The following is a 23264-nucleotide window of genomic DNA, read 5'->3' on the forward strand; positions in this document are numbered from 1 at the left end:
AGACTAACGAGGATATCAGTCAGCCTAAAAAAAGAACCCTTAAAGATCTGCGTTGCTGTAAATATTGATCATTACATACGTATACGCAATCTTCAATTCCCACAAGCGTCACTCCTTCACTGTGTTTTATAATGAGACCTTATGAGGACTGACCCGAGTAATTACTAGATTAAATCAGTGTTCAACTTTAGAAACTCTAGGCAGCCACCCTCGATGAAGCATTAACTGTACTAAATGATAGCCCCATAGCAATCCACTGTTCAATAATTTATTAATACCGAAGATAATTTCAAGCTGATAACATTGCTGTAATGTTAAAAATAGGACCAACTGAAACGCTCTTGCTATATTTCCAATGGCTATAGCAATTTCCATATCTGTTAACCGAACGTCTTTAGGATAGTCCACATTATCATATAGAGGATGTGGGGCAAAGTGTACATCCGGTAGTTCCCCGTCTCCGTCCCGCATAAGCTCTTCACATGTTTCAATTGCTGGAATCGTTTCCTCATAGATAGCTTTCTTGATTAACTCCTTAAGCTCGGGATCCTGAGCTTGGTTGTATAATGAACTGAGCATTGAAATATTGTGCCTTGCTTGAAGTATTATCCCAAATAGACCAGCAGCCTCCATATAGTTTACCGGCTCCTTGTCAATCACTGATTGTACAAGTGTGCGTGTATATACCTTTACCTGATCTGTAATTTTCAACGATAATTCCTCCTTTATAATTCTCATAAGTAGTATGTCTTCCTCGTTTATTTTTAGTAGTAAACAAACATGTAATTATTATTTTGAAGACAACTTTCCTATTGAAAGGTTTTAATGATATTCTAAAAAAACCACTATAGGGTATCGCAAGTGACTGACTGCATTGTGAAATCCCATTATCTTGTATATGCCTAACAATGCCTACATTTTATATAATCGTTTGTGGCATAAATCAACAAATGCCTGTAAAGCAGGTGATAACCATTTATCACGATGATAAGCTAACTGGGCCTGAATATTAAAGATGGGCCCCTGCCAACTAAGGGCAATTAGACTACCGGATAGTAACTCTCTTGCCACTGCACGTTGTGATAAGAAAGTAATACCGAGGCCGTGAACGGCAAATTGGCGAATGACTTCTATACTACTAATCTCTAAAATGGAATGGGGAGTTATTTGATATTGCCTGAGCATGCCTTCAAATAGTAAACGATAGCTGCAACCTGGCTCAGTGAGCAGGAGTGCTTGCCCAGACAAATCTTTCGGCAGGACAGTGTCTGCATGGGATAGAGGATGTTCTGGGGACACCAAAAGAGACATAGGTTCCGGAAATAATTGATAAACTATGAGATCACGATCTTGCAAGGGTTCATCAAGAAATAAAGCTATATCCAATGTCCCTTTACGTAAAGCATTTCGAAAATTTTGGCAAGTATCGAAGCGAAGTTGCAAGTCCACCTGTGGATAAGTTTTACAATAGTCTTTGACTAAAGCAGGAAGTATTTCTGCACATAAGGATTCAGGTGCACCGATCAATAATTGACCGTTTGGTGTATCCGGATTTTTTACTTCTGTTTCAGCTTGTTTGGCAATGTTTAATAAGGCAAGGGCATGACGATATAATATTTTACCGGAAGTAGTTAATTTAGCTTGGCGCCCTATTCGTTCAAATAAGCAAGTTTGTAATGATTCTTCCAAAACTTTAATTTGCCCAGTAATAGTGGATTGGGCATAGCCGAGATGCTGAGCAGCTGCGGTAAAGCTACCAGTATGAATAATAGTGACAAACGTTGTGAGGTTTTTTAAATCCAAGACAATTCCTCCATCCATCGGATTTTATAAAGTATTACATCGGAACTATCAATTTTACCGATATATAATTGTATGCTATTATAACAGGTAATACAAATAGTTCCAAGGATTTAATAATGGGGGAGAACGAAATGGAACAAAAATTTAGAAGAAATATTGGATGGTTACAGGGAAGTGCCATGACAATAGGTGCTGTGTTAGGGTCTGGGGTATTAGTATTACCAAGTTTAGCCGCTAATATGGCTGGACCGGCCTCCTTAATAAGTTGGTGGCTGATGGGTGTATTAACAATTCCCCTAGTAATTGTATTAGCAAAATTATCTACTTTGTACCCTAGTGCTGGAGGAATTGCCGCCTATGCCCGACAAGCTTTTGGAGAAAGCGCAGGTCGTATTACAGGTTTCTTGTTCTTGGGGACCGTGCCATTTGGTGCACCCATTTGTGCGTTGATTGGCGCTTATTATTTAGGGCATTTCTTTCTCTTAGATGCTGGTGGTATTACTATTATTGCTCTAGGCATGCTGATTATTGCAGTATTGGCTAATTATCGCGGCATACGTTTTTCGGGCAATGTGCAAGCATTAGTGGTTATAGGGATCGCAGCTGCTCTACTGGCTAGTATTATAGCTGCTTGGCCGATGGTGCGAAAAGAATCTTTTTATCCTTTTGCCCCCAATGGGTGGATACCGCTAGGCACAGTGATGACAGTCCTATTTTGGGCCTTCGTTGGATGGGAAATGATTTGTCATTTAGCAGAAGAGTTTGAGCACGCTAAGCGAGATATCAAACGAAGTTTGTGTATATCCTTAATAGTGGTAAATTTATTATATCTGGGTTTAGCCTATGTAACCATCGGTACAGGGATTTACTTAGAACAGGAAAATTTGACCTCATTAACAGGGCTATTGGAAAGTGGATGGGGCAGATTAGCGGGAAGTATTGTGGCATTATTAGGAGTAGCTGCCTGTTACGCTACTATTCATACTTACATGGCAGGATTCTCCCGACTAGTGTACTCGGAGGCGAGAGCAGGCAATTTCCCAAAATGGTTTGCCAGACTGCACGTGACTTATGGTACACCTTATCGCGTACTTATAGTATTAGGCCCCTTTTCTATGATGGTCTTATTAACAGGATTATTATTACAACTTGATATGAGCATATTAATCCAATTTCCAGGTTCAATATTTATAGCATTATATATTATCGCTATGGCATCGGGAATTAAGCTTTTACCACCTAAGAGCATCAGTTATTATTGTGCTTGGTTAGCCTGTATTGTGTGTATCATAATTTACCTTTTTAGTGGATGGATAGGCTTCTATCCACCCCTGTTAGCTGGTGCGTCTTGGTTATTTAGCCGCCAGAGAATAAGAAGAGTCAATAATGGGGTGATTAACGGATGAAAGTTGCAGAACTTCTACTATAGATATAAAGAGATTTAAGCATAAATCTGGTTTATATGTTATTATCCGATTTCCTTCACATTCAATCATTTCTTAATAAGAAAAACACAGCCTACCTACTAGTGAAGTAAGGCTGTGTTTTTTGTACAATATTGTGGGAATTAACCATTAGTCTAATTATTAATTTTAGAATCGTAATCTTGTTTTTTATCAATGTATAAGGTACCTTGAGGGGTCATCGTAGCTATCATAATTTGACTAATATCTACTATTCCGTGATTGTTTAACTGTTGTTGCAACCATTTCGCATCTACCTTGTTAACCGTTAGGTTTTCCATAATAATATTCCCGTCAATTATCAATTCTTTTCCAACGGCTAAATGACTATTAGGGGTGCTATGTTGTATGTTTAGGTCTTTTGGAGTTATGGGTTGAAGCTGTGGTTTTTTAAGAATACTAAGTTTTCCATCTGGTTCGGCTATTCCTATTTGCACTTCACTAGGATCAAAAACTCCATTTTCACGCAACTCCATCATAAGGTCATTTACGTTGTAATATTTTGAACCTATATTTTGCTCTAAAATCTTTCCATTATGAATGACCATAATAGGTTCACCATCAATGTATTTCCTTAATGGAATACTTTTTAATGTGCCAATATTTAATATCATGGCCCATGTAGTCCAAATTACTAAGCCTAATATACCTGTCACTAAAGGAATATCTTTATCAACTGCTAAAACGGCTGCAATTGAGCCGATACTTATGCCAGTCACATAATCAAAGAAGGTTAGTTGTGATACTTGCTTTCTTCCCATTATTCTTGTTAAGGTTAACAGAACCCAAAAAGCTAAGGTTACTCTCAAAAACAGTTCCATAAAAGACATCTGCGTTCCATCGCTTATTCCTTGGAAAGGCAAATTACCAGCCTCCTAAACCTTTTTTAGTTAGTAGTTTACCCAAATTCCACAAATGTTACGTAAAATGTGGCTGTATGCAAAAAAAGCTAGAGTTTTTGGCAATTAATCAACCAAGTTTATCTCCCAGCTAGTTTTTAGCAAAAATGATTACAACTAATTGTTGTTTGAAGGGAGGATGATTTCCTAATTTAAAAGCCCATTTCCACTTAAAGTAATTTGGGAGAGAAGTATTATTGATAATTGTAAAAAATACCTACCAAACTTTGTATTAGTTCACTGACTGTCGTATAGTTTACCTAAATAATTAGTGAATTAATTAGATAAATTTCTAACGAATAGGTACTTTTCAAACCAATTTGAGGCAAGGTGAGCTACCTGTTCCAGAGTACCTGGCTCCTCAAACAAGTGGGTAGCATTTGGTACGATTGCTAGTTTTTTGGTATTTGGCAGTTGTTCGAAGGCTTGCTCATTCAGTTCAATCACTTCTAAATCATGACCTCCTACTATAAGCAGTACAGGTGCTTGTACATGGCTTAAATCTTTTCCTGCTAAATCGGGCCGCCCGCCCCGAGATACTACTGCATCGATTGATGATCCAAAGCTTGCAGCCGCTTGCAATGCGGCCGCTGCCCCAGTGCTAGCTCCGAAATAACCTAGTGGCAAGCTTTGGTTTTGAGAATGATTTTTCACCCAAATAGTAGTTTCTATTAGACGTTGCGCCAGTAGCTTAATATCCAAACGTGTTGCGTAGTTTTGATCTTCATCAGGAGTAAGGAGATCCATTAGCAAAGTACCCATTCTTTTTTCATTTAGTACTCTGGCGACAAAATTATTTCGGGGGCTATTACGGCTGCTGCCGCTGCCATGGGCAAATAACACTAAACCTTTGGCCCTGTCTGGTATGGTGAGTACTCCCTCTATGACTACTGCTCCCGCCGGTATACAGACCAATTCTTCCGTAGTGCTCATAAATAATCCTCCTAAATCAATGTTAGGTCAGAAGAAAGTAGGGACTGTTTTTTTCCTCCTATTCACTAATACTATACCAATAAATTGAAAAGGCTATACGATAATAATCCTAGAAAAGTCGTCTATCTTCATTGATAGACGACTTTTTGCTGTCACTATATTGTCATATCTTACCTGTATTATATAGATCTGAAAGAAAAGGGTAGGATACATGAGTTTTTCAATAATTTAATAGATAATTATATTCGTTTTTTTATAAAAAACAGCCGCACTATAGCTAATGAAATGATGCAAGATATGAAACTTAAGGTGGATTTAATTAAAAACAATGGTTTGAAATTAAGAGGGAGGCAGTTCAACATTGATAAACTGGCTAAAATTAAAGAGGGGTAAAATAGGAGTAGTAGAAATTTTATTAGTCACTGCATTAATCCTAGTAGATTTATATAAACTTTACTATACATGGATCGCAATTCTAACTATATTATCATTTGTAATTTATAACTGTTTAAGGTTGTATTTATGGGGATCTGAATATACCTCCAAGAACAAGACAGCACTTTATCTAGTTGTTTTAGGATATTTTATCGTATTAGTTTATGTAGTGTTACATCTTGAGTCAATTTGATAGTATTTACCGAGTGGTCTACTTCTGATAAAGACTTTTTTTATACAACCCTTTCTATGATATAATAGAAGAATATTTTTTGGGGAGGTCTCTAATGCGCCAAGTCAGTGCCACAGAACTCGCTAAGATGGGGAAATGCGAACGACAAGTCTACCTTGACCACCATTATGGCGAAGACACATCACTTACCGCAACATACATAGAAAAAGGCAACTATGAGCACGAGAAATTCAACCACCAACTCTCCGGCAAAGACAAACGCTGCTTTATTGCCACAGCAGTCTTCGGTATTGATGCAGTAGAAACGAATATTCTACGCCAGATCAGGGACGAGCATCTAATTCCTAACAAACCCGGTAAATTTTTTACTTCATTATATTATTGTATATCGCCATATATAGTTATCTTAATCGAAAAGTACCCAATATTGATGATTCCAATCCGTATCACATTACGTTGGTTTATTAGGTCCTGGAGGTCTATATGTCATTCCTTATCGTAGTTGCAGTTATAACTATCTATTGGTGGTTACGCTCAAGACGAAAACCGAAGATGTCACCATATATGCTAGAACGATTTTTGAAAATTACCGATCCAATACCTCTATGCGGTAAGCCAGACGTAGTATGGAAAACTCGTAATGGTATCTTAATTGTTGGAGATTACAAAAGTCGCGAAAATCAGCAGGTGTATGAATCAGAAGTTATTCAACTGTCTGTATATAAATTGTTAATTGAAAAAACTCAAAATATACCTGTTGCTGACTATGGTTTTATTCATTTTAAAAATAAATATATGAAAAAAGTGCATCTAATGAAGGAAACTGAAATTATCGCCTTGTATCATAGCTACTGGGATGTTGTAAATGGAGAGGTAGAAGCTTGTGTCGCTAGTAATGAAAACTATTGCCAATATTGTTCGCATAAACATAAGTGTTAAATAGCTAGATCATCCCAATTATAGTTCATTATGTAGTTACCTCCTAACTTGCCTATAGGAGCATCTACATAATATAATCAAAAGGTGAATGAGCGGTTAAGCATTTTCTATCAAGCAGGAGGCTGGAAGAGTATTTAATACAAACAAAAAAGGCCCTCTAAAAAAAGCTAAGACCAAGAATGGTATGGAGTTAATTAACGCATGAGTATGAATTTATAAATAATAAAAAGAGAAGGATTTGTAGACTAATGATCTGCCACCTTATTAAGCAAGATGAGAGAGATCATGGATACTTGGAGAAAGATTAACAGAAGGCTTTTTTTACATAAAAAAAAGTCATAGAATTATCTACTTGCTCATAACTATTATTAAAGCATTTTATATAATAGGGGAAAATTTATCAATTGATAATCCATGGGGTCATCACTATTTGCTATAAGTGAATATTTCACCTTAATACCCGGTTATGGTAATTTGTAAGTGTAACCTTATAAGAATATGTATTAAATTTATATTAGGAGGTGAGTTCATGGGGTAGTGGATTATGATAGGATACAAGCGATACTAACATTAATCGCGACCCTCTTGGGAATACTAACAATGAGTATTGATTTTTATGAGAAAATAAGAAGCAAAAGAAAGTCTACAACCAAACGTAGGACCTATATTCGAAACTAAACCCATATACTCTTTCTTAGATAAAAACCACATGGTATATAATAATTAGTTAGACTATTATTAACTAATGCGCATAATATAATTTTGGAGGTGTAGCTATGATTTTTTATTTAACCTTGCTAAATATTGGTTTGATAGGAGCAAATACTATAGTAACTTCTTGGTACGTAAGTATACCCAACCTAGTAGTTTCAATTATTATTATAACATTGGCTACCAAGAACTTATATAATAGGTGCACTAGTATTAAAAATGAAGATATTATGCGCAAAACACTCTAAATAGAAAGCTATAAAGGTATTCAAATTGCAAAGGAGTACCGTGAAATTTCAAAAACTTTGAAATTTCGTACACTTAAGCATCCTCCTAGGTGCTTTCATTTAAGGTAAATAAATATTATCATTTCCAAAGTCAAGTTAAATACCGATCTAATAAAATATAAACCTTTGGAACACCTTTAGAATACCTTTGGACAAACGTTGATTTTTACTGAATTTTATGCAATATGTAAATGCATGATTAGTAACTAAGCAAAATACCCCTCGTAGTGCTTTTTTCCTTTTTGAAAAATAAACCACGTTTTTATGGAACGTGGTTAAAAGAAAAAAGGGGAGATTGATTGTTAGAGAAAATTAAAAATCATTATCACAACACAAAAGTAAAATAATGATGATAATTATAAAAATAAACCACATACCACCATTACCGGATTCCATAAGAATTCCCTCCAATTGATAATTTATTTGTCCTAATCTATTTTATGCAAACTCAACATAAGAGGTGTCAAAAATAAATGTCATACATATATTTAACTGCAATCATAATTACAGTTAAATGTATAGCCGTCTTACCTTTGGGTAGGATGGTGCTTTTTTATTATGAATGATATATTTGCAAATTTGGTTGATCAGTGAACAACATGCAGGATTTTAGCGATAAATAGCGAAATATACTAAAACTTTTAAAAAAGCAGGCAAACCTTCCGAAAGGGAGGGACGCAAAGCCGTGGGTCTAAGGATGTATTAATCTAAGACTGCCAGGTTACATTTAAGGATGTAACCTGGCAGTCTTTATAACTATATCTTAGATGAGAATATAAATGAAAATTAAGCTGAAGAGAACGATGGGTTCATCTAAGCTATTGGGAATAAAGGAGTTATTTATAATGAACCAAGTAGAATTACAGCAATTAGTGAAGAAATATTTTACTGAAGCTAGTGACGAACAGATCGAAAAAATTATGGGTGAACTGTCTAGAGAAATTGAGATTATGACCCACGCTAAAATTAGAGAATTAGTTAATTTCGAGAAAAGTAAAAAACTATTAAATATTTAATAGTTACAATTTACATAATTGTGCCTTTTAGCAGATTTTTTTCTAATTGACAATGATTATCCAAAAGAATAGCAGGGGAAAAGAACTTTTGGAGAGAAGGTTAATATTCAGATTATCTTTGTCCTAGTTAAGTAATAACGCTTGTTACCAAAAGCCAGTTTCCTAAAATAAAGATGGGCATTGATGGATATTATGCATCTAAGGCGTACAACTTGTTGACTAAAGGATAAAAGGAGGGAAAACAAGTGAAAACTTTTCTGGTTTATGCAACTTTTTTAATGCTGATGCTAAGCAACTCGCTGGTCGCAGCAGCAAGCGTAAGCGACAACCCAGTTGACGAAAGAGTTACCCTGACCTTTTATGGGCAATCGGCGTTTATGCTTTCTCATGGAAATACAAAGTTGATCTTCGATCCTTATCTGAGTAAGAATCCGTGGAAGGCAGCTAATGCCGATGAAATTGAATGCCAGTACATCCTTGTTTCACATGGTCATCAGGACCATATTGGGGATACCGTTCCAATTGCTAAACGCACTGGTGCTAAGGTTATTACATTTACCGCACTTGCTGGACTACTGAAAGAGCAAGGGTGTGATGTGGCCCCTATGGATATAGGTGGTCAGCGGGCATTTGATTTCGGCTACGTCAAATTAACACCGGCTGTTCATGGTTCCGGTGTCTCTGGAGGATTGGCCGCTGGGTTCATCGTTAACTTCTACGGCAAAACCATCTATTTTGCCGGTGATACCGCCTTATTCGGTGACATGGCCTTCATTGCCAAGGCAACGGTTGATTATGCGTTGCTACCAATAGGGGATAACTACACAATGGGAATAGCCGACGCGGTAGATGCGGTGGAACTGATCAAACCCAAAGCAGTAATTCCAATGCATTATAACACCAATCCCTTAATAAAAGCCTCGCCTGAGGAGTTTAAAAAGGCAGTGGAAAAACGCTATAGAATTCCGGTTCATGTAATACAGCCGGGAGGGACACTTGTTTTATGAGTAATGGCGAAAACAAAGAATTCTTGCCAGATTTTTATTAATTGGGTAAGAATTCTTTGTTTTTTCGAGGAATAAATAGCCTGTCTCTCCTAAAGATATCTTGACAAGAAGAAATAATATAGATTAAGATATAACAAATAATGGTTGACTAGATAACTAGAGACCAATTCCGTTTTGGAATTGGTCTCTTTTTGTTTTTTCTCTAACCAGTAGGGAAAACAAAGTTTGCTGACGAAGAGGAGGTGCATTTTTGTTCGCAGTGTAATTGCTATAAGTGTTTCTACTTTTGGAAGTTAATTTAAGAAACAGGAATCGTATAGACTAAATTTAGTAGGAGGTAACCAATAGATATGATAAGAATGACTAATATTATACTTGTACTAACAGTTTTTTTGACCACATTTTTTACATGCGCCGATGCTGCTGATTCGAACATTCATCCTGTCCAATCGGAAATTGTTGCAAGGCTTCCTTATTCCGTAGGTAACATCGCCTTCACGCCAGAAAATCAAATTATTTTTAGTCATCATCCGTTTTATACTCCAGATATTCGAGTAGCTAGACTCACATCGCCAACGACGTTCGAACCTTTTCCGAATGCCGAATGGAACACACCGCGGCAGGGCACTGATCATTATCTTGATAACGTACTTGGATTGAGGTCGGATGAGAATGGAGTTGTCTGGATGCTTGATATGGGCTTCCGCACCCATATTACCCCCAAATTGGTTGGATGGAACACACGGACTAACAAGCTTGAGCGAATATATTATATGCCAGAACCCGCGACACGACCAGGATCGCAACCACAAGACTTAGTTATCGATCAGAAGAATCGCAAGTTTTATATAGCAGATGAAGATATCGGTCCTGGTGGGGATGGTTCACAATCCGCCATCATCATTATCGACATGGACAGTGGATATGTACGAAGAGTTCTGGAAGGCGACCGCTCTACAATACCGGAAAATGTTCCGCTTCATTTTGATGATAAAGATCTTACCTTCCCAGGCAAAGACGGAAATCCCGTCATTATTAAAGTTGGGTGCGATGGTATTACTATGGACCGGAAGGCAGAGTGGTTATACTATGCACCGTTGAGCGGGCACTCTTTATATCGGATCCGTGTAGATGATCTGAACAACGAAAAGCTTACGTCTGCAGAACTTAGCTCGAAAGTGGAGCGGTACTCTGATAAGCCCAATAATGGCGGGCTCTCCATCGACAAATCAGGTAATATTTACTTGACTGCGTTGGAGAGCAAGTCTATTGGACTTATAACACCAGACCGTAAATACCATACATTAACAAGCCATCCGGACATGGTGTGGCCTGATGGTATTTCATATTCCTTAGACGGCAATATGTATGTTTCAGCGTCCCAAGTCTCCGCGGCCGCTGTTTTCCACGATGGAAAGGCAGAAAATACAACACCATATCTGATTTTCCGCTTCAAACCTCTATCACCAGGCTATATCTCCCGTTGATGCCCCTTGTTTGAATATCAGCAGATTATTCTAATTTTAAATTTGCCGTTATAAGGAGAGTCAGCAGTGTCAGGCTTGGGTTTCAATACCCGTACCAGGTTGTCTGTATCAATCATATTTTTACATATTGTTAAAATTAGTCCTACACAAACAAAGAGAGGTCAACGGACAAAAATCCGCGTACCTCTCTTCTTTATGTAATATGTGGACTTTCCTTATCTAAAGTGTAAAATACTAACAGGAATATCCGCTAAAAACTCAGTTTTCGCTGATGGGTTTTATTCAAATATTCTATTGTAAATTTTTATTGCTTTCTTTGAGATATTTTTGTTTGAAGTAACGTCCGCGAATTTCTAGAATATCACAGACACCATCGTCAACAATGCGAACATAACCTTGTCCAATAAATTTTAACTCTTTTTCTTTGCCAGGTGCTTTCACTTCTTCCCACTTAAACCGTCGTTCTTCGTTTGTGCCTGGGTTTTCGACAAAGATTTCTGCTTCCGGATTTGGTTTCTCGTCACCACTACAAGGCGCAAAACTCTCTTTGAGTTTACTGATGAAAACCTCACAGATTTGATCAGGAATATCTAATGCACCTTCTTCATCACCGTTGACATCATCAATGACGAGAAAAAGAGCATTACCAAAAACAATTTCATCTTGATCAGGTTCAGGGAAACGACGATTTGCAGTCAGTTGTAGAGGAATTGCCATATCATTGATAAAAATATGTAAGGATAAACCTTCACCGATTTCAAACAAGCGAGAACTAATAAAATTTCCACCTAACACAACGGCCATTTCTTCAAGTTGTTTATCAATCGCCGTTGATAGTTTGTAGACAGCAGGATCTTTACCTACTTCCATAATGATTGCATTTAATGTTGTCATATGTTTGCTCCTCATATCATTGTGGTTTTGTTTATTTGCCAAAAAATCAAATGATTATAATTGTAGATAATTTTACTTCATTCGTCAAGCAGCATGAAAGTTCTTCAATCGAGTCCCCACCATTTTTACAGCGTGGGGACTCGACGGTTCCGGCAAATCCCAATTTAGGTTTCACCATTATCAGTGATATGCAAAACCGTATCATTTGTAACGACGAAAAAAATAAAGTTTTTGCCAATTTTTGTGTAGATTGGCAAGAGCTTCATTTTATATAGCTAGCATTTTATGAAGAGGTATTAGTGTTTAGGTTTAAACTAACGCAAAAATAAAAAACTAACGGAATAATCCATTAGCTTTAAAAGATGGTTCTATTTGGGATTGGCAAGAGGGATTTTTGTAAAGGCTGCATCCAAAATTCTATTCATCATGGACTCAGGGCCAGTGCTATCTCGGTCTCTGTTCCACGAAAAGGAAGAACGATACCGAGAGTCTGTATAGGACCATACTACTTGTTTAGTTTTAGGATCTGTCAAGCTTAGTACTAGATTTGCATCATCGTATATTCGATAACCAGCAGGATAATGTACAACTACTTCTTTAGGAATTTCCATCCAACCATGATATTCTTTGCCATCTGCGTTTATACCGCCATATTCTACTCTTTCTTTGATGGTCTCTGTGGAGTCATAAGCATCATAATATTCATAATACCAACCATAATTCCGCACTTCCGCAGATAATACTAGATCAACATATTTAGATAATTCTTGCTCGCGCAACGTAGTGAATTCGAGGGAATTTTTATCCTCAATGGTAGGGATATTAGGATCGCCTTGTATTTGGATATCAATATAATTTAAATTTAATATATAATATTTGCCTAAATTTTTTACTCGATTATTTAATGAATTAATAAATTTTTCTTGTCCATAAGGATATTTATCAAACTTATCATTCATATCTCCTTTGAGGGTATATGAAAATGTTGGTTCTAATAACAATATCCTTTTTACATTGCCAAAATTATAGTTTGGGCTTTTCCAATTGCTTGATTCGGCGGACACGGAAGAAATGGTGACCATAGAGTAACAAATAAGAAGGAACAAAATATTCAACAAGCGCCTAACCATAATAATCTCCTCCATTAGTTTAAAATAGCGAATCAAATGCTGCTTCTTTTAGTATATCACGTTATGGTTTTTTTTCCCATTAATGATAATTGTCCGCAAGCAAACACAAACCAGCTAAGCATTATGTTCAAGAACAGTGTTGATAATATAACAATTTTGCGGTATAGAGGGGAAGCTTTTTATCGCCAAGGAGGTCAGCAGGCAAGAATCCGCTGACCTCTCTTCTATATTATTAACAAAAGAGATTAAGAAATTATTTTTCCCTTTATACTAAATAAAATAAATAAGATAGCGGGATGTTTTTTGTCCCGCGATATGGTATAATGTACAATGTATTCAAGATAATATATAGGGAGGTACTTATGGAGAGAATAGGAGAAAATAACTACCTCGATATTACAGAGGTAGCCAGTAAAGTATATTATAATCTGCCGCCGACGCGCCTAGTAGAAGAAGCCATTAGCCGTAATGAGGGACGGCTTACTTCTACAGGAGCGTTGCGGGTTACTACTGGCAAATATACTGGACGTTCGCCTAATGATAAATTTATTGTGGATTCGCCTGCTGTGCATAGTGATATTGCCTGGGGCAGCAATAAAGCTTTTAGTGGTAAACAGTTTATCCAGCTATATAATCGCATGATGGGATACTTACAAAATCGGGAGATATTTACATTTAGTGGCTATGCAGGAGCTGATGAAGAGCATCAGGTAAAAGTACAATTTATTAATGAATTTGCTTGGCAAAACCTTTTCGTTCATCAACTATTTATTCGTCCTGAGTCATTGCAGGAAACAAGAAAGCCAGATTTCACGGTGATTTGCCTGCCTAACTTTAAAGCGGTACCGGAAATCGACGGTACAATTTCCGAAGCTTTTATTGTCCTGAACCTTGAACAGAGGATAATATTAATTGGGGGAACCCATTATGCTGGTGAAATGAAAAAAGCTATTTTTACGGTCATGAATTTTTTGCTTCCTAAACAAGGTATTCTTTCTATGCATTGCTCCGCTAATATGGGAGAAACAGGTGATACCGCACTATTTTTTGGTCTGAGCGGAACTGGTAAGACTACGTTGTCGGCTGACCATAATCGTCGTCTAATCGGGGATGATGAACATGGCTGGAGTAACCAGGGTATTTTTAATATTGAGGGCGGATGTTATGCTAAGTGTATTAAACTGAGCCAGGAAAATGAGCCACAGATTTGGGACGCCATTCGTTTTGGCACAGTGTTGGAGAATGTAGTTGTGGATGAAGAGAGTCGTGCGGCGAATTATGATAGTGTAGATTTCACTGAAAATACTCGTGCCGCCTACCCTGTTCATTACATTGATAATGTTGTAGTTCCAGGTGTGGGAGGACATCCTAGCACCGTGATATTTCTAACGGCAGATGCCTTTGGAGTATTACCACCGATTGCTAAGTTAAATAAGGAACAGGCTATGTACCATTTCTTATCAGGGTATACAAGTAAGCTTGCGGGAACAGAGAGAGGCGTTACCAAACCAGAAGCCACTTTTTCTGCTTGCTTCGGTGCTCCTTTTCTCCCGTTATCTCCTTTGGTTTATGCAAAAATGCTGGGAGAAAAGTTAGAACAACAGAACACCAATGTTTTCTTGATTAATACTGGTTGGTCAGGAGGACCATATGGCATAGGGAAAAGAATGAATTTAGCTTATACTAGAGCCATGGTGACAGCAGCTATTGAAGGGCATATGGATCATGTATCCTATGATCTAGATCCGATTTTTAATGTTTATGTACCCGATACATGCCCTGGAGTGCCAGAAAGTATACTTAAGCCTCGCAACACCTGGAGTGATGGGGGATCTTATGATCGCCAGGCTAGAAAGCTGGCAGCTTTATTCAATGAAAATTTTACTAGATTTTTGGAAGATATCCCTGAGGGAATTGCTCAAGCGGGTCCCAAAGGGTAATAATAATGGAAGAACTCTTGTAGCTTAATCTTATACTTTGTTTTATGGAGGCAGAACATGACAATAAAAGTAGGAATTAACGGCTTTGGACGCATTGGGAGAATGTGTTTAAGAGCTGCGTTAGAAAATGAGAATATAGAAGTTGTCGCCGTTAATAGCACGTCAGATAGCATTGCATCAGCTCGCCTTTTAGAATATGATTCAATACATGGCAGACTTAATAAAGATATTAAAGCAACTGAAGATAAAATCATAATTGATGGACATCCTATAAAAATAATTTCCGACCGCAATCCAGCTAATCTTCCTTGGGGAAAACTTGGAGTCGATATTGTTATTGAATCTACAGGGAAATTTAATTCTAGTAAGGATTGTGAAGTTCACTTGCGAAATGGTGCTAAAAAAGTTATCATATCAGCACCGGCTAATGACTCCACTCCTACAATTGTTCTGGGAGTTAACGAAAATATTTATAAGCCTACAGTCCATCATGTGATATCTAACGCATCTTGTACGACAAACTGTTTAGCTCCTATTATCAAAGTAATTAATGATAATTTCGGAATTACCAATGGTTTAATGTCTACCGTTCATGCATTTACCACCGATCAACGAAGCTTAGACAATAGTCATAAGGATCCGCGTCGATCAAGAAGTTGCATGCAATCGATAGTTCCAACTTCAACAGGAGCTGCAAAAGCAATTGGCCTTGTAATACCTGAGCTAAAGGGAAAGTTAAACGGAGTTTCCCTACGTGTTCCAGTACCAAATGTATCCTTAGTCGATTTAGTTGTCGAGCTGAAGCAAGACGTAACCATTGAGAAGATCAATGATGCTTTGCGTACTGCCACTAAAAGTTCTATGATGGGTATTATGGAATACTGTGATCAGCCCCTCGTTTCCGTTGACTTTTTGGGCAACAAGCACTCGGCCATTGTAGATGCTCTATCGACATTGGTTATTGAAAAGCGAAAAGCAAAAATTCTTGCATGGTATGATAATGAATGGGGCTACTCCTGTCGTGTTGTTGAACTGGCACAACACATTGGTAAAATGCTGCATAAAGAAGAAGTCAGAAATGTCGAAACAAAAGCTGTAGGATACTAATAATAACAGGAGTATTTACCGATATATTAAAGGAGTGACCTTCTTGAAGGTCACTCCTTTATTCTATATAGCTTAAAAGCTGGTAGATCTCTTTTTTTACTCGTGTATGATCGTCATTGATCAGCATAAGAATATTTGTAGTTGTTTTCTGAGGAAGTTGGGAGGTTCTTTAAATGTTATATAGTTAGGGTAATAAATAACAAATAATATATATGTATTTAATCAAGGTGAAGGGTAAAGCTATTTATCAAAGGTAATATAAAAACCACAATGAAAAGGCGTAAATCGAAAGTAATAGCACATATTAAACCATTTGAAAAAGGGGGAGAACTATTAAGTGGCAGAATTGAAACTTAGGGTAGTAGCATACGAGAAGCAAAAAGACATGCATCATTGTATTGAATTACCAGATGGGTCAACTGTTGATAATGCTATTAGTGAAGTTGTTGAAGGACAAGCTAAGTATGGATCAGCATGGATTGAAATATATGAGAATGGAAATTGGGAGAAATACTTAGATTAATAATTAGGCCGTCCAATAGGACGGTTTTCTTGTATGTAATAAATGATCGATTTGATAAATATGATATAAAACCATAATCGATAGTAATTATCATTTACAAATCTAACGTTACTAATATATAATAAACATATAAAGATGATTCCCTTTTAAGTCAAGAACGAAGAACTAAGGGGATGAGTATAATGACAACAAAAAGCATTTGTCACAATGGTCACTGTCAACCCATACGTAAGGAAAATAAAGCAGGACATTCTAAGTTGACATCTGTGGAGCCTTTCATAAATGGTGCCTTTATCTTATTCCTAATTACCTTAATAGCTTTGGCTATATGCGAAGCCTTAGTGGAGATTTTTACGTATAGGTGAAGGCTAAAAAATTCTCTAAGCTTAACAGCTTGGGGAGTTTTTCATTATATTCGCATAATTGCTGCTAGGTACTAACCATTGGTTTGGTCACTAGAGGGCTGCCCTGGTTTCGAAGAACTCAAATTTATTTTAGATAATGATGGTTAGATGGTTTATCGTTCATTATGAACAGTTTACCTTTTGTTTATTTGATAAACATCCTCATATCAGATATAATATTGAGGATATAATAATGAATTTACAGGAGTTGATATATAATGTCAAAACCCGATCAATATAATACACAGATGTCATCAAAAGAAGGAAAGGATTCCAAACAGAAATTCTTCACAACTTATACTTACGGTTGTCAAATGAATCAGCATGATTCTGAACGGTTAGCTGGACAGCTTAAAAGCATTGGTTACGAATATACAGAGGAATTAACAGAAGCTAGTTTTATTTTAATTAATACTTGTTGTGTGCGTGAAAGTGCTGAAAAGAAAATCTATGGTAAGATTGGAGAATTGAAGAATCTAAAAATAAATAATCCAAGTTTAATTATTGCCATTGCTGGTTGCATGGCCCAAAAGGATAGAGAAAAGCTATTTAAAAAAGCGCCTCATATAGATATAATAATAGGCACACATAACGTGCACCAATTAGTGGATCTTGTAAAAGAAGTAGAAGATTCGAAAAAGCATGTATTAGCAGTCTGGGATCAGGCAGAACAATTAGCACCTGATGTTCCTACGATAAGAAGGGGAACAGTTTCTGCTTGGGTGCCTATTATGTATGGTTGCAATAACTTTTGTACTTATTGTATTGTCCCTTATGTGCGTGGGCGTGAGCGGAGCCGTCCTTTACAGGATATTGTACAAGAAATCCATCAATTGGGATTGGAAGGATTTAAAGAAATCACATTATTGGGACAAAATGTAAATTCCTATGGTAAAGATACAGAGGAATATGGAGATTTTGCTGATTTACTCCAAGCAGTAGACAAAGTGGAAACAATAGAACGTGTTAGGTATATGACCTCACATCCTCGTGATATAAATGACAAAGTAATAGAGACCATATTAAACAGCAAAAAAATATGTGATCATTTTCACTTGCCTGTTCAATCTGGTAGTGATACTATTTTAAAACTAATGAATAGGGGCTATACAACAGATTACTATCGTGAATTAGTAAAAAAAATACGTAAGGCTATTCCACATGCAAGCCTTACCACAGATATTATTGTTGGTTTCCCTGGTGAAACAGAGGAATTATTTAACGAGACCCTTGCCTTCATCAAAGAAATTGGCTTTGATGCTGCCTACACTTTTTTATATTCAAAACGTTCGGGAACACCTGCAGCTACAATGTCTGAACAGGTACCCTTGGCGACAAAAAAAGAAAGATTGCAAAAATTAATGGACGCGCAAAATGAGATTAGTTTAGCAATTCATCAACGTCTCGTAGGTCAAACACTAGCTGTTATTGTAGAAGGTGCTAGTCCGCGAGATGAAAATAGGCTTACAGGACGAACCACTACGAATAAAATAGTACTATGGGACAAGCAAGGCACTGAGAAGATTGGCCAGTTAGTGAATATAAAGATTAATACGGCACAAACTTGGATCTTAAAGGGACAACTTGTAGACTAATGAAAGTTTACTTTAGGAATATTGGACTTCTATTGAAGAATTATTCCTAAAATCCAGAAAGGAGATTCTATTTATGACAGTAAAGTATACTCCCATGATGGAGCAATATTTAGAGATTAAAAGCCGGCATCCGAATGAAATTTTATTTTTTCGTATGGGCGACTTCTATGAAATGTTCTTTACGGATGCAGAATTAGCATCCCGCGAGCTAGAAATTACACTTACAGCACGAGATGGTGGGCAGCGCGTTCCCATGTGTGGAATACCTTACCATGCGGCAGATAACTATATCGCTAAGTTAATTAATAAAGGTTATAAAGTAGCAATCTGCGAACAAGTAGAAGATCCTAAGCAAGCAAAAGGAATTGTCCGGCGTGAAGTAGTTAAAATTATTACCCCGGGAACAATCATTGCTGAGAATCTTCTACCCGGCAATAGCAATAATTACCTTGCAGTACTTTATGAAGAAAATGAGGAACTCATTCTCGCTGCGACAGATATTTCGACTGGGGAATGTCTTTGGGCATCTTTTTCTGGATCTCAGCGTTTAATTGCCCTTTATGATCAATTATTTCGACTGATGCCCACTGAGTTAGTATTAGCAAGTAAAATAGAAGAGGTTGAAAAGCTAAACGCCTTTATTAGTAATCGTATTCCTCAGTGCACACATACGACTTTAAAAATAGATAACTTACAATTAGCTAGCGAATTGCCAAAACAACATTTTAATAAAGATGATTTGCCGCAACAAGAAATAGCTCTAACAGCGATAGGTTTTTTACTTTACTATTTACACCAAACTGTAAAAACAGATTTATCACATATCAACAGATTGATAAAATATAATGCATCGGAATACTTAATGATTGACTCAACGAGTATGCGTAATTTAGAAGTAACACGCAATGTAAGAGATGGCGGCAAAAAAGATACTCTACTTGCTGTTTTAGATTACACTAAAACAGCAATGGGAGGCAGACTGCTAAAGAAGTGGTTAGAATACCCTTTGTTGAATACTACCCATATTATACAGCGTCAAGATTCTATTGCTGAACTTTTAGATAAGACTCCATTACGTCAATCTATTTATGAAACCTTAGCCAATATTTATGATCTTGAGCGTATATTAACTCGGATTGAAGTTGGCACGGCAAGTGCGCGTGATTTAACGGCATTAAAATCTTCATTAGCCGTATTACCAATAATAAAATCTCATATACAAAGTGCCAGTACTGTATTTTTAAGTAATTTGCATTTTTACCTACATACCCATACAGATTTAGTGACTTTGATTGATATGGCTATCGTTGATAATCCGCCTTTTTCCGTCCGTGAGGGCGGGTTAATAAAGCAAGGCTATGATTTAGAGTTGGATGAATTACATGCTCTATCTCGTGATAGCAAACAGTTTGTGCAAAACATTGAAACTAGAGAACGAGAAACTACTGGAATTAAATCTCTTAAGGTAGGCTATAACAAAGTTTTTGGCTATTATATTGAAGTTACTCATTCTCATACGGCATCTGTACCGATTACTTATATACGAAAACAAACGTTAGCAAATGCAGAACGTTATATTACCCCTGAATTAAAGGAATTTGAAACGAAAATTCTTGGTGCTCAAGAAAAGATTGTTACGATTGAATATCATTTATTCTCTAAAATACGAGACCATATTAAGAGTCACATTAAGGAGATCCAAGAAACAGCTAGGCAACTAGCTCAATTGGATGCGATAATTAGCTTAAGTGAGGTAGCTTTTCGCTATAATTATAGTAGACCGCAAATAACCCAAACTAAAGAAATTACGATAAAAGACGGACGTCACCCAATTGTAGAGCGGTTATTGCAGCGTGAAATGTTTGTACCCAATGATTGTGAACTCAATCATCATAGCAGTGAAATCATGATTATTACAGGGCCTAACATGGCAGGGAAATCTACGTACATGCGTCAAGTCGCATTACTGGTACTCATGGCACAAATAGGTAGTTTTATTCCCGCCCGTGAAGCTACAATTAGCCCTGTAGATCGAATCTTTACTAGAGTAGGTGCTAGTGATGATTTATCCACTGGACAAAGTACTTTTATGGTAGAAATGAATGAAGTCGCTCAGATTCTTAAGCATGCTACTAACCAAAGTTTAATTATCTTGGATGAGATTGGGCGAGGAACGAGTACCTTTGATGGTATGAGTATTGCCCGTGCAGTTATCGAATATATTAAAGAACGTATTAAAGCAAAAACCCTATTTGCAACACACTATCACGAACTTACGGAATTAGCCGATTATAATAAAACCGTCAAGAATTATTCAGTAGCTGTAAAAGAGCGGGGAAGTGATGTCGTTTTTTTACGTCGTATTATCCCTGGTGGTGCAGATAAGAGTTATGGTATTCATGTTGCACAATTAGCTGGTTTACCGCAAAAGACGATCAAAAGAGCCCAGGAACTCTTATTAGAATTGGAACAAAATCATTTACAAGCCCAAAAGAATCCCTTAGCCTCGAGTACTCCAGAGACGCTACCAATGTCTTTATTTACCTCATCAACTGTAGATGAGTTATTAACAATAGACATTATGACAATCACTCCGATAGAAGCTATTAATATCCTCTATCGTTTACAAAATCAGGCAAAGCAGGAGTCTGGTAAATTATGAATACTGTAAATCGTATCCATGTGTTAGATGAAAACACAGCAAATAAAATAGCGGCTGGAGAAGTCGTTGAGCGCCCGTCTTCTATTGTTAAAGAACTTGTCGAAAATTCTATTGATGCCAAGAGTAGTAATATTGAAATTGAAATCGCTGAGGGTGGGACTAATTTTATTCGTATTACAGATGATGGTATAGGTATGAGTTATGAAGATGCACAGCTTGCCATATTACGTCATGCTACTAGTAAAATTCGGGCAGCGGAGGATCTTTCAAGCATTTCCTCTTTAGGATTTCGCGGTGAAGCTCTTCCTAGTATTGCTGCTGTATCAAAGTTTTCATTAACCACACGTCTTCATAATGATCAGCCAATGGCTACTTATGTAGAGGTAACAGGGGGCGTTACTACGGATATCCGTGAGGCAGGTGGTAATGTCGGTACTACTATTATTGTGAAAGATTTATTCTTTAATACTCCAGCTCGTAAAAAATTTTTAAAAACGCTTTCAACTGAAAGTTCTCATATTCACGACATCTTAATGAAACTAGCCTTATCCAATCCTAATATAGCTTTTAAGCTAATTAATAACAATCGATTGGTTTTATCTACACCTGGTAATAATCAGCTACATGATACTTTAACTAGTTTATATGGGCAAAAAATATCTCCAGATCTCTTACCCATTGCTTATGATAATACTGTAGATAATATTAAAATTTCGGGTTATTTATCCAAGCCAACATTACTCAAAAGTAGTCGGCAGTGGCAAACTGTAATTGTGAACGCAAGGGTAATCAATAGCCGATCTATAGCGAAAGCCTTAGACAATGCTTATCACTCTTTATTGCCCAAGAGCGGTTACCCCTTGGCTGTATTAAATATTTCAGTTCTCACCAATACAATTGATGTAAATGTACATCCGCAAAAAAGTGAAATCAAATTCAGCGATGAACAAAAAATATTCAGATCTGTGTATAAAGCAGTAGTAGACGTATTGTCAGCACCTCATAATCCTAGCCAACTGGCAGCTACTGTTGAGCTTAGACCTAACTCATATCATTCTGCTCCCAATCACTATGGCAGTAAGGATTATAAAAAACCTTCCTATGATAGTTTGCCTTTCCATGTAACAACCTCCTGGAAAGAAACGCCACTTCCCTTGACAGCGGCGAGAAATATAATAGAACAAGAGGAAAGGGCTTTTCTAGATGCGCCAGAAACTCCTCTGTCTCTGGATTCAAATATTCTACATCAATTTCAAGAAGAACAATTTACTTTGTGTCCCCTTGGGCAAGTTGATGATTGTTTTATTATAAGTAAAGGACCAGACGGTTTATATATCATTGATCAGCATGCAGCCCATGAGCGAATACTTTATGATAAGATGAGTCAATATAAGGATCGTATACCATCCCAACAATTACTCGTACCCTTATTCATGGACTTTGATAATGCTGAAATTAATACGATTACGGAGTATCAAGAGACTTTTTACAAATTAGGATTTACTCTAGAGTTGGTAGGGCCTAATACGATGCGCCTATCAGAATTACCAAGCGATATTCCCTTATCAGAAACAGAGTCTTCAATAAGGCAAATATTAGAATCCATACAAAATATGCACAATCCAAGTGCGCAAGAATTGCGTCATAGCTGTCTGCAAATAGCTTCTTGCCGTGCTGCGATTAAAGCAGGAGAATCACTTAATATGCGACAGATGCAAGCTTTGATTGAAGAACTTTGTAATACTAATTTGCCTTATACTTGTCCTCATGGAAGACCAGCGATGATCCGTTTTAGTCCTAAAGATTTAGATAAAATGTTTAAGCGAACATAAAGCA

General features: G+C 36.9%; 19 protein-coding genes and 1 riboswitch. Of the genes, 13 read left to right on the forward strand and 6 right to left on the reverse strand.

Translation table 11 applies throughout. The annotated features are described in order from the left end of the window. Positions 1 to 174: 174 nt before the first annotated feature. Together QSJ81_RS10565 and QSJ81_RS10570 are read right to left on the reverse strand one after the other, a co-directional pair. Positions 175 to 711: a hypothetical protein gene (locus QSJ81_RS10565; RefSeq protein WP_285717360.1), complete on the reverse strand. Its 537-nt coding sequence runs from the start codon at positions 709 to 711 to the stop codon at positions 175 to 177. 201 nt (positions 712 to 912) lie between these two features. After that, complete coding sequence (locus QSJ81_RS10570) at positions 913 to 1803, reverse strand: LysR family transcriptional regulator (RefSeq protein ID WP_285717361.1); 891 nt, start codon at positions 1801 to 1803, stop codon at positions 913 to 915. A gap of 131 nt (positions 1804 to 1934) precedes the next feature. Here QSJ81_RS10570 and QSJ81_RS10575 point away from each other — a divergent pair, with 131 nt between their 5' ends. Beyond that, complete coding sequence (locus tag QSJ81_RS10575) at positions 1935 to 3209, forward strand: APC family permease (RefSeq protein ID WP_285717362.1); 1275 nt, start codon at positions 1935 to 1937, stop codon at positions 3207 to 3209. 173 nt (positions 3210 to 3382) lie between these two features. Here the strand turns inward: QSJ81_RS10575 and QSJ81_RS10580 are convergent, their stop codons facing one another. Both QSJ81_RS10580 and QSJ81_RS10585 read right to left on the reverse strand, forming a co-directional pair. Further along, positions 3383 to 4129 (reverse strand): YetF domain-containing protein, encoded by a 747-nt coding sequence (locus tag QSJ81_RS10580; RefSeq protein ID WP_285717363.1) that lies wholly within the window; start codon positions 4127 to 4129, stop codon positions 3383 to 3385. Positions 4130 to 4441: 312 nt separating this feature from the next. Continuing rightward, positions 4442 to 5098, reverse strand: coding sequence for a dienelactone hydrolase family protein (locus QSJ81_RS10585; protein WP_285717364.1), 657 nt, complete (start codon positions 5096 to 5098; stop codon positions 4442 to 4444). Between the two features lie 722 nt (positions 5099 to 5820). Here QSJ81_RS10585 and QSJ81_RS10590 point away from each other — a divergent pair. The 5 genes from QSJ81_RS10590 (at position 5821) to QSJ81_RS10610 (ending at position 11173) form a co-directional block, all read left to right on the forward strand. Then, a complete protein-coding gene (locus QSJ81_RS10590; protein WP_285717365.1) occupies positions 5821 to 6228 on the forward strand; it encodes a CFI-box-CTERM domain-containing protein in 408 nt (135 codons plus the stop codon). Next, complete coding sequence (locus tag QSJ81_RS10595; protein WP_285717366.1) at positions 6210 to 6665, forward strand: PD-(D/E)XK nuclease family protein; 456 nt, start codon at positions 6210 to 6212, stop codon at positions 6663 to 6665. Before QSJ81_RS10590 ends, QSJ81_RS10595 begins: the two co-directional genes overlap by 19 nt. 1640 nt (positions 6666 to 8305) lie before the next feature. After that, positions 8306 to 8392: riboswitch (cyclic di-GMP riboswitch) on the forward strand. A gap of 116 nt (positions 8393 to 8508) precedes the next feature. Beyond that, positions 8509 to 8679 (forward strand): hypothetical protein, encoded by a 171-nt coding sequence (locus tag QSJ81_RS10600; RefSeq protein WP_285717367.1) that lies wholly within the window; start codon positions 8509 to 8511, stop codon positions 8677 to 8679. 245 nt (positions 8680 to 8924) lie between these two features. Beyond that, positions 8925 to 9686 carry a metal-dependent hydrolase gene (locus QSJ81_RS10605; protein ID WP_285717368.1) on the forward strand — a complete coding sequence of 254 codons (762 nt, stop codon included), beginning with the start codon at positions 8925 to 8927 and terminating at the stop codon, positions 9684 to 9686. A 350-nt stretch (positions 9687 to 10036) separates the two neighbouring features. Then, positions 10037 to 11173, forward strand: a complete 1137-nt coding sequence (locus tag QSJ81_RS10610; protein ID WP_285717369.1) for an L-dopachrome tautomerase-related protein — start codon at positions 10037 to 10039, stop codon at positions 11171 to 11173. A gap of 291 nt (positions 11174 to 11464) precedes the next feature. On the opposite strand, the gene QSJ81_RS10615 is transcribed toward QSJ81_RS10610, so the two are convergent. Continuing rightward, positions 11465 to 12067, reverse strand: coding sequence for a hypothetical protein (locus tag QSJ81_RS10615; RefSeq protein WP_285717370.1), 603 nt, complete (start codon positions 12065 to 12067; stop codon positions 11465 to 11467). A 368-nt stretch (positions 12068 to 12435) separates the two neighbouring features. Continuing rightward, positions 12436 to 13197 carry a DUF4136 domain-containing protein gene (locus QSJ81_RS10620; RefSeq protein ID WP_285717371.1) on the reverse strand — a complete coding sequence of 254 codons (762 nt, stop codon included), beginning with the start codon at positions 13195 to 13197 and terminating at the stop codon, positions 12436 to 12438. A gap of 362 nt (positions 13198 to 13559) precedes the next feature. Here QSJ81_RS10620 and pckA point away from each other — a divergent pair, with 362 nt between their 5' ends. The 7 genes from pckA (at position 13560) to mutL (ending at position 23260) form a co-directional block, all read left to right on the forward strand. Continuing rightward, entirely contained in the window at positions 13560 to 15137 is a 1578-nt protein-coding gene (pckA, locus tag QSJ81_RS10625) for a phosphoenolpyruvate carboxykinase (ATP) (RefSeq protein ID WP_285717372.1), read from the forward strand. A gap of 57 nt (positions 15138 to 15194) precedes the next feature. After that, positions 15195 to 16244: a type I glyceraldehyde-3-phosphate dehydrogenase gene (gene gap, locus QSJ81_RS10630; protein ID WP_285717373.1), complete on the forward strand. Its 1050-nt coding sequence runs from the start codon at positions 15195 to 15197 to the stop codon at positions 16242 to 16244. Positions 16245 to 16581: 337 nt separating this feature from the next. Beyond that, entirely contained in the window at positions 16582 to 16767 is a 186-nt protein-coding gene (locus tag QSJ81_RS10635) for a hypothetical protein (RefSeq protein WP_038670662.1), read from the forward strand. Between the two features lie 182 nt (positions 16768 to 16949). Further along, the gene (locus QSJ81_RS10640; protein WP_285717374.1) at positions 16950 to 17132 is read left to right on the forward strand and encodes a hypothetical protein; all 183 of its coding nucleotides are present in this window, start codon (positions 16950 to 16952) and stop codon (positions 17130 to 17132) included. Between the two features lie 257 nt (positions 17133 to 17389). Continuing rightward, positions 17390 to 18766: a tRNA (N6-isopentenyl adenosine(37)-C2)-methylthiotransferase MiaB gene (gene miaB, locus QSJ81_RS10645; protein WP_285717375.1), complete on the forward strand. Its 1377-nt coding sequence runs from the start codon at positions 17390 to 17392 to the stop codon at positions 18764 to 18766. A 73-nt stretch (positions 18767 to 18839) separates the two neighbouring features. Further along, positions 18840 to 21428 (forward strand): DNA mismatch repair protein MutS, encoded by a 2589-nt coding sequence (mutS, locus tag QSJ81_RS10650; protein ID WP_285717376.1) that lies wholly within the window; start codon positions 18840 to 18842, stop codon positions 21426 to 21428. Next, positions 21425 to 23260, forward strand: a complete 1836-nt coding sequence (mutL, locus tag QSJ81_RS10655) for a DNA mismatch repair endonuclease MutL (protein ID WP_285717377.1) — start codon at positions 21425 to 21427, stop codon at positions 23258 to 23260. The genes mutS and mutL overlap by 4 nt, the downstream gene beginning before the upstream one ends. The last annotated feature ends 4 nt before the right edge of the window (positions 23261 to 23264 follow it).

It is taken from the genome of Pelosinus sp. IPA-1, assembly GCF_030269905.1.
Taxonomy (GTDB): Bacteria; Bacillota; Negativicutes; order DSM-13327; family DSM-13327; genus Pelosinus.